Genomic DNA, 13,429 nt, shown 5'->3' with positions numbered 1-13,429 from the left:
TTAAATGTAATACATGTCAACATGAAAAAAAATACTGAAAAATCTACATACCACCACGGCTCTTTAAAGGAAGCGCTGATTGAAGCCTCTTTAAAACTTTTGAAAGAAGACGGTTACCAAGCTCTATCCTTAAGAAAAGTGGCAAAATTGGCAGGAGTTTCCCAATCCGCACCCTATAGACATTACCCCGACCTTGAATCCCTCATAGCAGAGATCGCTACGGAAGGATTCAAATTATTAACGGAAAAATTAAAAAAACTACGCACTCAATTTGCAAACCGTTCCTTACTTCAATTCAGGGAATCCGGTATCCGGTATGTTGAATTCGCCCTGAAAAATCCGGATCTTTTTAAAATCATGTATGGAAATCAAATCAAGGATCATTCGAAATATGACTCTCTTATCAAGGCGGAAGAAGAAACGTTTGATGTGCTTGTGAATATTATTTCCGACTGCAAAAGAGACGGACTACTGGTGACAAGTGATGTAAAAAAGACATCGATAGCATCTTGGACGATGGTTCATGGGATTGCCGTTCTACTCTCCGGCAAACAAATGATGTTTCGAAAAATCGACTTTAAAAATGCGAAAACAATAACGAAAGATATGATTGAACACCTTTATCTTGGAATGAAACCGTAGAACCTCGGTTTGCTTTTATTTAATACATTCAGTTCGATTTTGTATCTTGTGGCTCGCTCATCCTCCCGTCCGGGTCGGAATTCGCTACCGCAGCCATCCATGGCTGCTAGCCCCAAGATACAAAATCCTCCTGACAAGTTATATTAATTAATAAAAATAAACATACGTTAAGGATTAGTTGTTACAGATTAATGTGTGTTATGAAATAGAAAAAGAGTATCTCTGATGATTTCCTTGGGGGCGTTCCCGATACGATCAAATTCGAAACAACGTTCCTGTCAGGGTCGGGCTCTCCCTCGGCGAGGGCGCTCGGTCGATCCCTAACGCTAGAATTAATGTTTGGCGAAATCAAGATGAGATGATATTATCCAATGCTTGAAATATGTTCAAAGGATATTCTGCGATTCGATTGCACAGATAAAGATATCATTCCTTTTCATAGACAAAATAAAGTTTTATGGGATGAGATTCCTCTCGGAGTTTCAAATGCATCTTTCACGATGCGAATCCTTCTCTTTAATTAAATCTTTGAAATCTTCCCTTGTTCTATACAAATACGCCTGTAATGTGATCCCCAGATTGTCATGAGTTTTACTTTATTTTGATGTTCATTTTATGTGACTCAAAATCATAGTTTCGATTAAGTGGAGTGTGGAGCTCTCCAAGCCCGCCAACCTTTTGTTAGCACATAACTCGCCAGAGTGATGACGACTAGCAAGCCATCGACGATAATATTAACGTATGGATTATCGGAGGTTACACGTCCGGTGACCCTTCCGGCCATAAAAAGATTGAATAAGGTGACTCCGACTTTTTGAAATAATACCAGTTCCCAAATACCCGGCATCCGACGCGGATACAGTCCAAGCAGAGTAAAAAGACCTGCGAAGACCGGAAAAGCCAGCATCTGCCACGTGTAGATAACAAAGCTATCTTCCGGAAAAGAGCGGATCTCGGAAACCGAGTTGATAAACGCTCCAATCGTGGCAACACCTAAGGCCACCATCATGTACTTCGCCCAAAGGTCACGAGTTTCCGTCACTCCGCTGATTGATTCATTGTTGTTGTTAGACATATAAGTATCCTGTTTTGTATCTCGCACTTGACAATCTACTATCCCCATCATTAAGCCAAATAGAAATGCACGTCGACTTTTTAAGGGTATTCTTAAATAAAAATTGACCTTTCCGGGAGTTAGCTACTCTTTTGTTCGGTGGCTCGATCTTTTTAAAAAACGGGCCAACTTACCGGTCGAATACAATACTTTTCGACTGCTGTAGATGTCTTGTTTATATCCTACGGACTTCTTCCGAACGACCATTTTTATTTGTAAAAAAGAAATAATTAAAATGAATCAATTTTAAATCAGGCAAAAACATTGGAAACTAAATCAGAAAATACAAAACAACAATCCCGCATCACTTCCGCATCTTTATGGGCGGAATTAAAAAATGCCCTGGCAGGTTCGGAAGCGGATTATACAGAAGTTAGCATGCGTAAGGCGATATTCCTTCTTTCCGTTCCGATGGTTTTGGAGCTGGTACTTGAATCGGTGTTTGCTGTCGTGGATATATACTTTGTGGGAAAACTCGGTCCTTCCGCAGTTGCAACGGTCGGTCTCACGGAGACATATTTGTTTTTGTTGTATTCCATCGCGATGGGTCTCACTTTTTCCGTTACTGCCATTATCGCCCGAAGGATCGGAGAAAAGGAAAAAGAGAAGGCAGGAACAGCCGCCGTTCAAGCCATACTCATTGCTCTCATTACATCGATTCCTTTTACCATTGCAGGAATATTCTATTCCAAAGAACTTTTAGCTCTCATGGGAGCGGACAATTGGGTACTTACGGAAGGATACCCATATATGCAATGGATGCTCGGCAGTAATGTTGTAATCGTATTGTTATTTATGATCAACGCCATTTTCCGCGGTGCCGGAGATGCTGCCATTGCCATGAAGGTACTTTGGATTTCCAATGCTCTCAATATCATACTTGATCCCATACTCATTTTCGGTTGGGGCCCGATTCCCGCCTATGGAATTACGGGAGCGGCAATTGCCACATCCCTTGGCCGCGGAGTCGGTGTTTGTTTCCAACTTTGGTTATTATTCCGCGGTGGAAAACACATTCGAGTTTTAACTTCTCATTTAAAAATCGAATGGGAAACCGTCGGAGGAATTCTGAAAACATCGATCGGTGGTATCGGCCAAATGATTGTGGCTATGACCTCATGGATTTTCATCATGAGAATTCTTGCCGAGTTTGGCAGCCAAACAGTCGCAGGCGCTACCATCGCGCTTAGAGTGATGATGTTTACCATGATGCCGTCTTGGGGGATGTCCAATGCCGTAGCAACGCTTGTCGGGCAAAATTTGGGGGCAGGTAAACCGGACAGGGCGGAACAATCGGTTTGGTTTACCGGTTATTGCAATATGGCGTATTTGATTTTGGTCTCGATTGTTTATTTTTTTCTAGCGGAAAATTTAATTTCTATTTTTACAGATGACCCAGCCGTGATTCAAATCGGAGGAAAATGGTTAACGATTGTTTCCTATTCCTACTTTATTTACGCGTGGTGGATGGCCGCATCACAAGCATTTAACGGATCAGGTGATACGATGACCCCTACTAAAATCAACATTGTATTTTTTTGGCTGATTCAGATCCCACTCGCCTACACTTTAGGCAAACATTTCAATTTTGGTTACGAAGGAGTATTTTGGTCCATGATGGTAACGGAGTCTTCCGTTGGTGTCTTTACTCTTTGGCTGTTTACCAAAGGGAAATGGAAAGAAACCAAAGTTTAAGTCTTTGGGAATTTCGATTTATGTTAATGTAATGGGTGATAGCCCTCGCCAGGGCAGCGAAGGGCGTAGGTCTGCCAAATGGCAGACGGGAGCGTTAGCGCACCCCGGAGTACGCCCGGCCCATCATCAAATACAGTTCGGTATACAAATCATTGGGGGCGCCAAACAATGATTACGCAGCCATATCCTTGATAAAACCTTTCCAGAAATCGGAAGGGTTTTTGGCGTTGTAGAAAAATTTGGTTTTTTCCCTTCGTAAAGTTTCTAAGGAAGTTTCAATGTAGGATTGTCTGGATGCAAATTGCTGTGTCCATTGAAAAAGTTGACAGTGTTTTGGGGATGCCGGCAGCGAAAACTCCCAACAAATTTCTTCTTCTAACGCGGTTAGTTCATCAAACAAATTTGGATTTTGGCATGGGCCGCCAAAGTTTTGTAATTTTTGAGATGTTTCAAAGTATTCTTCCAGTAGGGATTCTGCATATTCCATTGTGATTCCTCTTATTTTCAAGTGTATATGAGGGGTGGGACAAAATAAGTAAATGATCCGAAAACTTTCATTCCCCGAGAAGAAAGGAGAACTGACCGATGATTTATCACTCCTTGACATACGTTTCGAACCTAAGCAGGGCATAAAAGAAATCAACGTTTTAAGAGAGTGGAAGAATATCAGCTGGAATTAGAACGAATGTTAATGAATAATTGAAAACGCAGCAAACGATAACCAAACATTAAATTACAATTTCAATTCTTTTGAAACTATTTGGACATCAAACAAAACTTACCTTCGTGCGTAAACCTGCGGAGCTTGGGAACTTCCTTGAGTTTTCCCTTCATAAATCGACTCGATCAGCGATTGATATTTGGCAGTGATCACATGTCTCTTGATAGATAGTTTTGCCGATAATTCGTCGCCCACATCAAAGGTCTTTGGCAGTAACCTCACCTCTACAATTTTTTCAAAACTCTTGAATCCGTTTTCCGTACGAATCATATTCTTTACTTCTTGCTCTACTTTCTCCTGAACTGCCCTGCTAGTTGCAAGCTCTTCGTAAGTAGATCCGTATTCTGCAAACTTTTCAAGAGAAGGCAAAATCAAAGCACCTAAAAATTTCTGATCCTGCCCTACAATCATAACATGATCGATGAACGGTGATTGAATGAGTTTATTTTCAATGGGCACAGGTTCGATATTTTCTCCGTTGAGGAGCACAATCGTTTCTTTTGTTCTGCCGACGATTTTAAGAGTATCGTTGAAAGTCATAATTCCCAGATCTCCCGTGTTAAACCAACCGTCGTTTGACAGAACTTTGGCGGTGACTTCGGGTCGTTTGTAGTAACCCTTCATGATCTGCGGCCCACGCACATATATTTCGCCTTTTACTCCTTTCTTTGGCGGATACAATACTTTGCCAGTCTCTATATCCTTCAGTAGGATTTCGGTTTCCGGCAACACCTGTCCTACACTGCCGACTACCAGACGTTTGGGTGTACGGAATGCAAGCCCCGGTGAAGTTTCCGTCAAACCGTATCCCTCGAACACAGGGATTCTTATCGTGTTAAAGAATTCATCGATATGAAAAGGTAAAGATCCTCCACCGGAAACAGAACCTCGCAATTTCCCGCCTGTGGCTTGCCTGATTTTCTTTAATACGATCGCATCAAGAATGAGATAAGGAATGAAGAACACTATGATTGAGAATAAAGAAGAGACGGCGAGCGTGATGGACTGCGCAAGACTTCTGCCGTTCAGATCCAATCGATTTCCCTTAAAGAAATGCAGCGACCTTTGCACCCTGAGAGCACTGCCATAAGCTGCGTTAAACAATGTCCTCTTGATAAAAGAACCCCCTTGGATCCTTGATTGTATTCCCTGATAAAGACTCTCCCAAAGTCTTGGGGCCGATGCCATGAAAGTAGGTTTCACAATCGATAAATCTTCGCGAATGTTTCTCACGCTCGTATAGTATTGCGAAGCGCCCATAGCGATCGTTCCCATCTGAAACACCCTTTCGAAACTATGCCACACAGGTAGAATGGAAAGAAATCGATCCTTCGGACCGATGTCGATCGGAATATTGCGCAACTGCGAAATCATATTTGCATGAGTCAGCATAACTCCCTTCGGTTCTCCCGTGGTTCCGGAAGTATAAATGATCGTAAATAAATCATCAGATTGAATAGCCGCGACTCGCTTTTCCACCGTTCTATCACCTAATTCCCGTAATCTTTTTCCTTTCTCGATCAGGTCCGCCATTTTTGTTGTCTTGGGAATCCCGGCTTTCGAATCTACTTGCATCTTACCATTCGAATTGCTTTTTCCATTTGTTGTAGAATCGCCGTCCATAAGAATAACATGAGTTATATTATTCAAATAGGGGAAATTTTTTTCGATCTTTCGCAGTGTAGCTTCATTTTCCACGAATACCATTTTTGCATCGGAATGCGGTAAAATATATCGAATATCGCCGTCTGTCACATCGGTGCCACGAGGGACATCCGCAGCTCCACTTAATAATATTCCGTAATTGGCAATGATCCATTCTTTTCTATTGTCCGAAAGAACAGCGACATGATCGCGGGGCTCAAGTCCAAGATCGATTAACCCGGTTGCGAGTGCGACACCGGTTTCATATACGTCACGGAAGTTTATCGTAGAGAATTGTTTGTCTTTGTTTCTTGTTCCAAAGGCTGGTCTATCGCCATACTTCATGGCACTATCATAATACAATTCCGCTAGATTTTTCGCTGTGACTTTTGAACTCATATTTTCTTTTTCTCCGATATACACACAATATCAGATTTTGGAAAACGGTCTTGAACGCAGCGGCTACTTCGAAAAGAAAATGGCGCTGAAGGGCTCTTTCTTTTTTGTAAAATCGGAGGGGCCAACGCCAAAGGACCTGCGAAAAATACGGGTAAAGTGAGATTGATCCGCAAATCCCCCCTCATGGGCCGCATCAAGCAGGTGCGGATGATTCGCCAAATAATCGACCGCCTTCTTTGTTTTCAACCAAAGCCGATAAGCGGAAAAAGGAACGCCTGTTTCCTTTCGAAACAGATGACGAAACCGCTCTACAGATAAAGAAGCGTCTAACGCCAAACGGGTGAGCGAAAAATCCTCGAGCTCTACATTTTTAATACTCTTTTGAATGCGTGCATCGATTTCACGATTAGCGGTTTTTGCAAAATCCTTATTAATAATATCAAGAAGTTGCGTGCGGACTTTTGTATCCGATGCATTTAGGATTTGTTTGATTCGGTTTTTGACAATCTCCGTGAATAAATCTCCCACTTCAAAAGATGAATGATTTGCTGCCAAACTTCTATCATGAAAAAGTCGATATCCCGTTGTCAAAGGATCCAAATAAAGTAGAGTTAAGTTACCTCCCACTTGTCTCATTTCGTGACTTACACCTGAGGGAATAAATACCGCATTATATGTCTTCCATTCACCATTTAACGTCCGTAATTCAACGACGCCGGAATCAGGCAGACTGATCTGAATATAAAAATGACTATGCCTGCCGGTTGAAAATCCATCCCCCCGATACGTCGCAAAATCATCCCAGATCAAAAATTGCTTCATAGCCAAATTCAGAAGGTTTGTCCGGATTTCATGCAAGTAGAAAAGGGAAAATATTCCTATGTTTCTTGCGATTTCCTAAAAAATAGATTCGCCTTTCAACAGGGTCACTTCCTATCATAGGTAAATCTCGTTCGAACGGAAAACGATGACGGAACCGTCTCTCCTCACAGCCAATCTTTCCCTTGTAAGTTTTAGCATTTCATTTTTTCTATTTTTATCTCTATATTTTACGAAATCAGAACACTCTACATCTCGTTATCTATCCGGCATAATATTCATTATCTCTCTGATTGTATTGTTAAGGTTAGCGGTTGCTCTTTCCTCCGGGTTTGCGATTTATTTGCCTTTGCTTGTTTTTCCGAGTCTTTTTTACCTAGGCCCACTTCTCTTTTTTTATACACGGTCCTGTTTGTTTCATCAAACGGCAGATCGTTGGGAAACCTTGGTTTTATGCATCCCTTCCGGGATCTCCTTTTTCGTATTCCTGATATTATTCTTCCGATATCCTGAATTTCGAAGCCTTCCTTCGATTCTATCACAAAGGGGCATCGTAGGATCTGCTTCCAGTTTGCTTTTACTTTGTGCAGTCCTATTTTCCGCCTTATTCTGTTTACTCTCTTTTCGCCTAACTAAAATTTACCGGGAAGAATCGTTGGAACAATTCGGAAACGACGAGAAGGCAAAATTGATTTGGCTGCTTTCTTTTTTAGGACTAATCGGTATTTGTATCATTCTGTATCTATTCCTGATCCTATTCTCGTTGCCAGGCGATTTACATGTTCCGATCTCGCCGGTGGAAGGATGTGTGCAATTGATTCTTATTTACCTGGTTTTGTTTTATGTGATTCGAAAACCTGAATTGATAGCCATCACTCTGCAAAATCCCGAACGAATCTTTTCTCAACAGCTTCTCTTAACAAAACCTGAAACGACAAAATACCAAAAACAAACCTTAACCGAGGAACAAAGAAAATCCTATCTTCAAAAGATGATCCGAATTATGGAAACGGAGGAACCGTATTTGAATGACTTGGTTTCGATCCATGATTTATCGGAAAGATTGGCGATCCCTGTGCATCATGTTTCCATGACAATCAACATAGAGCTCTCCCAAAATTTCTTTCAGTTCATCAATCAATATCGAATCGAAAGAGCGAAACTACTTCTGTCCAATCCGAAAGCGAAAGACCAAAACGTTCTCAACATCGGTTTGGAAGCAGGCTTTCAATCCAAAGCCTCTTTCAATAAAACATTTAAACAATTCACCGGATTCACACCCTCCGAGTTTCGTAAAAATTCCTTAAAAGATACTTCCTTGAATTCTTAAATTTTTTGTCCAAACTTGCAAGCGAAGACGACCCTTCTTCCCAAATGAGTTAGAGTTTCTTTCGGAAAGGAGAAATTCATGTCCTCAAACACAAAAACTCTCATTATCAAATTCACTCTTACGATTGGCGCCTTGGAATTTTTCGGACCAATCCTTAGAGATACCAATTCCTCTCACTTACTTAACCCGGAATGGATCGGTCATGCACGATTTCATCTCATGTGGAACATCTCGTTATGGGCAGGAATTGGATTTTATAGCTTATATCTGTTATGGCTGAAAAAAAATACAAGCAACGAACAATTACAGATCGTTTGGATATTACAACTGATAAATACGTTTGCATTTTGGAATTCGGTACTAGTCGGAGATCTATATGAGGCTGATGTTTTCGATGAAAAGATTCATATAGGTTTCATGAATATAAATGAAAACATTCTGGTCTTTGGTTTTTTAAGCTTAGTCTTACTTTTCAATCTTTATCTTTTAAAATCAAATCAAACAAAATCCGTCGAAGACTCTCTATGAAAACAACGGAAGTTCTCATCATCGGCGCTGGTCCTTCCGGTATGGTATTCTCACTTGCTTTGTCAAAACTTGGCGTTCGGCACATCTTGATAGAAAAACGTTCTGAAATCTCAAATCATCCCAAAGCACATGAAATCAGCGGAAGAACTTTGGAAATCCTGAAGCAATTGGGAATCAATCTACAAGATTTGATCGAAGAAGCCTCCGATCAAGACACTGCCTCAAAAATTGTATTTTGTCAAAACTTACGGAAGGAAATCGGAAGAATCGATCTCTCGGAAGATAAAATCCAAACAAAATACAAGAGAGATCTTTCCGTTCCGATTCCCTTTTTAAATATCTCTCAAACGGAAGTGGAAAAAGTATTACGCAAGAAAATTCTAAAACAAAAGACAGGCGAACTGATATTGGATGTAGAGTGGAAATCTTCCTTGGAAGAAAATTCATACGTATACACTACCATCAAACATAGAAAAACGAACAAAGTGAGTGAGATTAAATCGAAATATGTCATTGCTTGCGACGGTGCAGGTTCCGATATTCGAAACTTCCTAAACATAAAGATGTCCGGCCCGACCAAACTTCAGGACGTTGTGAACGTTTATTTTACGAATGATTTGACCAAACAGATTCCATCCAAAGGGAAATTGTATTGGATATTGGAAGCATCTGCTCCGGGTGTTTTGATCGCTCACCATCCCGAAAAAAGATGGGTTTACCATCATGCGATTGAAACCCCATTCGAAAGAATAGAAGATTGTAATGAAAATTTTTTCCGAAAGAAACTAGGGAAGGCAACCGGACTAGGAGACCGGTTCCCATTTCAGATTGAATCCATCAATCATTGGACGATGACAGCGCAAGTGGCAAATAGTTTCTCTCTGGGAAGGTTTTACCTGGTCGGTGATGCAGCACATCGATTTCCACCGACAGGCGGATTAGGAATGAATTCCGGCGTGGTGGATTCTTACAATTTAGCTTGGAAAATCGATTTGGTGCTGCGAGGGATTGCGGATGAATCCTTGCTGCGATCGTATGAGAGAGAAAGAAAACCGGTCATCGAACGCAATTGCGAAGAAAGCCGCAAGAATTGGTTTCGAATGTTTCAAATCCCGAGGGCCCTTGGGATTTCCTTACCTTTAGCGACAAGAATCAAACGATTGTTACTTGCTCACTTCCCGTTTTTCTTTTTCAACAAAAACACAAAATATAAAATTCTTTCCTATCTGGAAACCCTCGCCAACAAAAAGTTAACTGCCGGTTTGCAAAAACCGTACATCCAAAGAAGGGTTTCGAATGCAATCGCTTCCCAAATAGGACATTTTGATCGATTGGAATTGGATCTTCATTACAAGTACGGTTCCAGTGAAGATATATGGATCGGAAAACGATTTCCTCATTTTCCAATCAAAAAAGGGAAACGTACGATTTCAAGCCACGATCTTCTCAGTCCGGATGCATTTCATTTGTTTGTATGGAAACGAAAGTCGGGTTCGGAAATAAAATCACAACACCTAACATTGAATCAGATTTCGATTGAAGTGCATTCAGTCTCTTCCGATCCGGAGTTGCTTCCTAAAAACTCCCTGCCCTCGGAAGGATTTGTTTTGGTAAGACCGGATGGACATATCTTTCAATGGAAAGAGGAGGTCGTGACAAAAGAAAGCACTTCCAAATTTTTAATGGATTGTTTGTTTTCCTTACAGGAAGGTAAAGGTTTGTCCTCCGACACGCAGGCAATAACTCACCAAACGAACAAATCTACCCGATGGAAACCGATTTTCTTTGCTGCGGGGATATCGCTGAGTCTGTTTCTTTATATTTTATATCGACCGCTACCCCACCCTCCTAAGCCAGCTAACTTCAATTTGGTTAAATTATCCGAAGGTAAATTTCAAACTTGGCGACCCAAACCGAAGAAAATATTCGGAATGGGGCTTGTTTATGCAAATCATATAGAGGAAACAGCCAATCATTTTGATCCGAATATCCCTCCTCCCATTTTTCTGAAAGAAAACCATTCCCTTACCGGCCCGGAATCTACGGTTACGATTCCAAGTAAGAAAGAGTTGTTGGATCGATTGTATGCATTTGAGCCAGATCTAAAAAAAGAAAACATAGAGGAGATAACTTCTTTTTCACCTCTTATGGACTATGAAGTCGAGCTTGCTTTTGTCTTGTTGGAAGATATCTCGAACGAAAAATTAGCAAAGGAAAATTATTCACCTAAGATTGCTTTTTTCTTAGCCAATGATGTGTCAGCAAGATCCCTTGCTGTTTTTGGAGAAGGCCGATCCAACCGCGCGGAATATTGGGGCATTTCAAAGAGCTTTCCCACTTTCCTTCCCGTATCCAATCGCATTTGGATCCCGAATCGATATACACCCGATTTACTTCCCGACGTCCGATTGAGAAGTACGGTAAATGGAGAGGAGAGACAGAATGAAAGCGTATCCAATATGATCTATACGCCTAAAGAAATGCTGCGCTTCATTCGCAAGGAATATCCTCATCTTACATTGGAAAAAGATGATATTGTCATTACAGGCACACCCGGCGGAGTAGCGATGTCGACACCAAGGCCAATTGCAAGAATACTCTCATGGCTTTCACTTAACCGCATAACAAAACTAAAACTTGCTCTCAAAAAAGACAGAAGCCGGTTTATCAAAGACGGAGACGAAGTGGATATGACTGCGGAAGGTTTAGGTGATCTTCACAACAAATTTTCGGTTGGGCGTTCCCAATGAGAATCGCTTATTGAAAATTTTTAGTGTCATGGGTCGGGCTACTCCAGGGTGCGCTTACGCTCCCGTCCGCCTAACAGCGGACCAAGCCTTGCGTATCCCTAACGCGGATGCCGATCCTAATAATCACATTTCACCGGAATAGAGTTGCCCGTCATCCCTTCGCATCACTTGACTGTCTATATTGCAGCGGACTAATACCAGTGGTTTTTTTGAATTCCACATTGAAAGCGGTTTTGGAACCGAACCCAGTGGCATAGGCGATGGAAAGGATGGACATATCCGGTTTTTCTTTTAGGATTTTTTTAGCTTCTGCAATGCGAAAGGAATTGAGATAACTTCGAAAACTCACACCCAGTTTGGAATTGAGTAATTCGGAAGTCTGTTGGACCGTAAGCCCTACTGCATGGGATGCAATTTCCAAATCAAGTTTTTCATCCAAGAAAGGTTTGGTTTCCCGCATCCATGATTCCAGTTTTGCGAGTGATTCTTCCGTGTTGATCGAGTTCAATTTCGATTTCACATAACGTGCATTTGATGCATTACTTAATGTTACAATCCTGTGGAGAATTTCATTTCGTTCTCCCTCCAGTTTCTCGTATTTTTGGAGGAGATTAAACAATAAGAAAAATAGATCTATGGGAAAAATAAACACAGCGGAATAAAGCAGTGGAGTGGAATAAGGAAGGATTCCCAAAAAGTAAAACATAGTATTGTAGCTAATGATAAAATACGATCCCCAACTGATAAGAAAGAAAAGGATTCTCTTTTCACCTTTGAAATAAATTTGTAACCCTGTTCCCAGAATCAAAGGGATGGAGAAAAGATAAATGTAAGTGGCGATCCTGGAAAAAATTTTAGTCGTATAGGAGATAAGGATCGCCGGAACACATAAGAGAGCCACAATCCCAATGATCAGTAAAATTTTATCAATCCACGGATTGTGCAATTTTGTATTTAAAAACATTCGCACAAATTGAAATGAAAAAGGAATCCCCAAAGTAGCAAATACGATAATCGCTTTGTTTTGCCACCAAGTAGATTCGGGCCACAAAACATCATAAGCATTCCCATATTGACCGTTATACCACAATACAGTGCAAACAACATATCCCGCATAAAAGAAAAATTCACTCAACCCGAAAGCAAAATAGTAAAAAAGAGCAAAGACAAACATAACGGCACAGATCCCCAAGATAAGCCAGGTGATTGCGGTTTCTACAATCATACGTTTGTTAAATGATTTTTCTTCCATCGAACGGATGGGAAAAGAGATTAAGGATTTTGATTGTAATCGAATGTAGAAATAAGAACCTTCCGATTGTTTTGGTATTTTAAAGCTGGGATAAAGTGCTTCCGGAAGAGTCCACTTCGACTTGGGGATTGTGTCTCCCGTTTCGAAGGTTTTGAATTCTTTTCGACTCACAGGATAATACAGAACGGCAGAGTCGAGCGCTTTCCACTCTAAGGACAGAATTCTATCAGGTGAAAATCCAGCTGCATCCGTTTTTCCCCGAAGCCAGATGACATCACTTGTAAAATTAAAAGAGAGTTGGGCTTTGGAAATTTGTTTCCAGGATTTTTGTTTTTGAATTTCCTCAAAAGGAATTTCTGTGCTGGAGTCTAAAAAGAATTCGAAAAAATTGGTTACATTATAGTCACCTGGGTGATCCGGTGCGCAAGAAATTCCTGTCATCATTAGGAATAAGAAAAATATCCAGGAAATTTTTTTCATCGCACGCAATTTACACTTCAAGACCCGAAGTCTGACAAGCCTTTTTGCAATAAAT

General features: G+C 40.9%; 10 protein-coding genes. 5 read left to right on the top strand and 5 right to left on the bottom strand.

Annotation, left to right across the window (positions count from 1 at the left end):
- Positions 1–21 precede the first annotated feature (21 nt).
- Entirely contained in the window at positions 22–642 is a 621-nt protein-coding gene (locus DI077_RS04490) for a TetR/AcrR family transcriptional regulator (protein ID WP_109018659.1), read from the top strand.
- Positions 643–1,282: 640 nt separating this feature from the next.
- Here the strand turns inward: DI077_RS04490 and DI077_RS04485 are convergent.
- Positions 1,283–1,717 (bottom strand): hypothetical protein, encoded by a 435-nt coding sequence (locus DI077_RS04485; protein WP_135354828.1) that lies wholly within the window; start codon positions 1,715–1,717, stop codon positions 1,283–1,285.
- A 342-nt stretch (positions 1,718–2,059) separates the two neighbouring features.
- Here DI077_RS04485 and DI077_RS04480 point away from each other — a divergent pair, with 342 nt between their 5' ends.
- Complete coding sequence (locus tag DI077_RS04480; protein WP_109018685.1) at positions 2,060–3,451, top strand: MATE family efflux transporter; 1,392 nt, start codon at positions 2,060–2,062, stop codon at positions 3,449–3,451.
- Positions 3,452–3,623: 172 nt separating this feature from the next.
- On the opposite strand, the gene DI077_RS04475 is transcribed toward DI077_RS04480, so the two are convergent.
- The 3 genes from DI077_RS04475 to DI077_RS04465 all read right to left on the bottom strand — a co-directional run bounded on the left by DI077_RS04475 (position 3,624) and on the right by DI077_RS04465 (position 7,037).
- Positions 3,624–3,938: a hypothetical protein gene (locus DI077_RS04475; RefSeq protein WP_109018661.1), complete on the bottom strand. Its 315-nt coding sequence runs from the start codon at positions 3,936–3,938 to the stop codon at positions 3,624–3,626.
- A gap of 291 nt (positions 3,939–4,229) precedes the next feature.
- Positions 4,230–6,215, bottom strand: a complete 1,986-nt coding sequence (locus DI077_RS04470) for an AMP-dependent synthetase/ligase (protein ID WP_109018686.1) — start codon at positions 6,213–6,215, stop codon at positions 4,230–4,232.
- Between the two features lie 63 nt (positions 6,216–6,278).
- Positions 6,279–7,037, bottom strand: coding sequence for a helix-turn-helix transcriptional regulator (locus tag DI077_RS04465; RefSeq protein WP_109018662.1), 759 nt, complete (start codon positions 7,035–7,037; stop codon positions 6,279–6,281).
- A gap of 145 nt (positions 7,038–7,182) precedes the next feature.
- Here DI077_RS04465 and DI077_RS04460 point away from each other — a divergent pair, with 145 nt between their 5' ends.
- The 3 genes from DI077_RS04460 (at position 7,183) to DI077_RS04450 (ending at position 11,642) form a co-directional block, all read left to right on the top strand.
- Positions 7,183–8,364: a helix-turn-helix domain-containing protein gene (locus tag DI077_RS04460; RefSeq protein ID WP_109018663.1), complete on the top strand. Its 1,182-nt coding sequence runs from the start codon at positions 7,183–7,185 to the stop codon at positions 8,362–8,364.
- A gap of 78 nt (positions 8,365–8,442) precedes the next feature.
- Positions 8,443–8,892 (top strand): hypothetical protein, encoded by a 450-nt coding sequence (locus DI077_RS04455; protein WP_109018664.1) that lies wholly within the window; start codon positions 8,443–8,445, stop codon positions 8,890–8,892.
- Positions 8,889–11,642, top strand: coding sequence for an FAD-dependent monooxygenase (locus DI077_RS04450; protein ID WP_109018665.1), 2,754 nt, complete (start codon positions 8,889–8,891; stop codon positions 11,640–11,642). The genes DI077_RS04455 and DI077_RS04450 overlap by 4 nt, the downstream gene beginning before the upstream one ends.
- 151 nt (positions 11,643–11,793) lie before the next feature.
- Here the strand turns inward: DI077_RS04450 and DI077_RS04445 are convergent, their stop codons facing one another.
- Positions 11,794–13,374 carry a 7TM diverse intracellular signaling domain-containing protein gene (locus DI077_RS04445; RefSeq protein ID WP_242935356.1) on the bottom strand — a complete coding sequence of 527 codons (1,581 nt, stop codon included), beginning with the start codon at positions 13,372–13,374 and terminating at the stop codon, positions 11,794–11,796.
- Positions 13,375–13,429 lie beyond the last annotated feature (55 nt).

Source organism: Leptospira kobayashii, from assembly GCF_003114835.2.
In the GTDB taxonomy this organism is placed as follows: Bacteria; Spirochaetota; Leptospiria; order Leptospirales; family Leptospiraceae; genus Leptospira_A; species Leptospira_A kobayashii.
This window is presented reverse-complemented; position numbering and strand designations above follow the sequence as displayed.

What these genes read in the sequence shown, in the direction of transcription:
- DI077_RS04490 (WP_109018659.1), top strand. Translation starts at nt 22, where the DNA reads ATGAAAAAAAATACTGAAAAATCTACATACCACCACGGCTCTTTAAAG.
- DI077_RS04485 (WP_135354828.1), bottom strand. Translation starts at nt 1,717, where the DNA reads ATGTCTAACAACAACAATGAATCAATCAGCGGAGTGACGGAAACTCGT.
- DI077_RS04475 (WP_109018661.1), bottom strand. Translation starts at nt 3,938, where the DNA reads ATGGAATATGCAGAATCCCTACTGGAAGAATACTTTGAAACATCTCAA.
- DI077_RS04470 (WP_109018686.1), bottom strand. Translation starts at nt 6,215, where the DNA reads ATGAGTTCAAAAGTCACAGCGAAAAATCTAGCGGAATTGTATTATGAT.
- DI077_RS04465 (WP_109018662.1), bottom strand. Translation starts at nt 7,037, where the DNA reads ATGAAGCAATTTTTGATCTGGGATGATTTTGCGACGTATCGGGGGGAT.
- DI077_RS04460 (WP_109018663.1), top strand. Translation starts at nt 7,183, where the DNA reads ATGACGGAACCGTCTCTCCTCACAGCCAATCTTTCCCTTGTAAGTTTT.
- DI077_RS04455 (WP_109018664.1), top strand. Translation starts at nt 8,443, where the DNA reads ATGTCCTCAAACACAAAAACTCTCATTATCAAATTCACTCTTACGATT.
- DI077_RS04450 (WP_109018665.1), top strand. Translation starts at nt 8,889, where the DNA reads ATGAAAACAACGGAAGTTCTCATCATCGGCGCTGGTCCTTCCGGTATG.
- DI077_RS04445 (WP_242935356.1), bottom strand. Translation starts at nt 13,374, where the DNA reads ATGAAAAAAATTTCCTGGATATTTTTCTTATTCCTAATGATGACAGGA.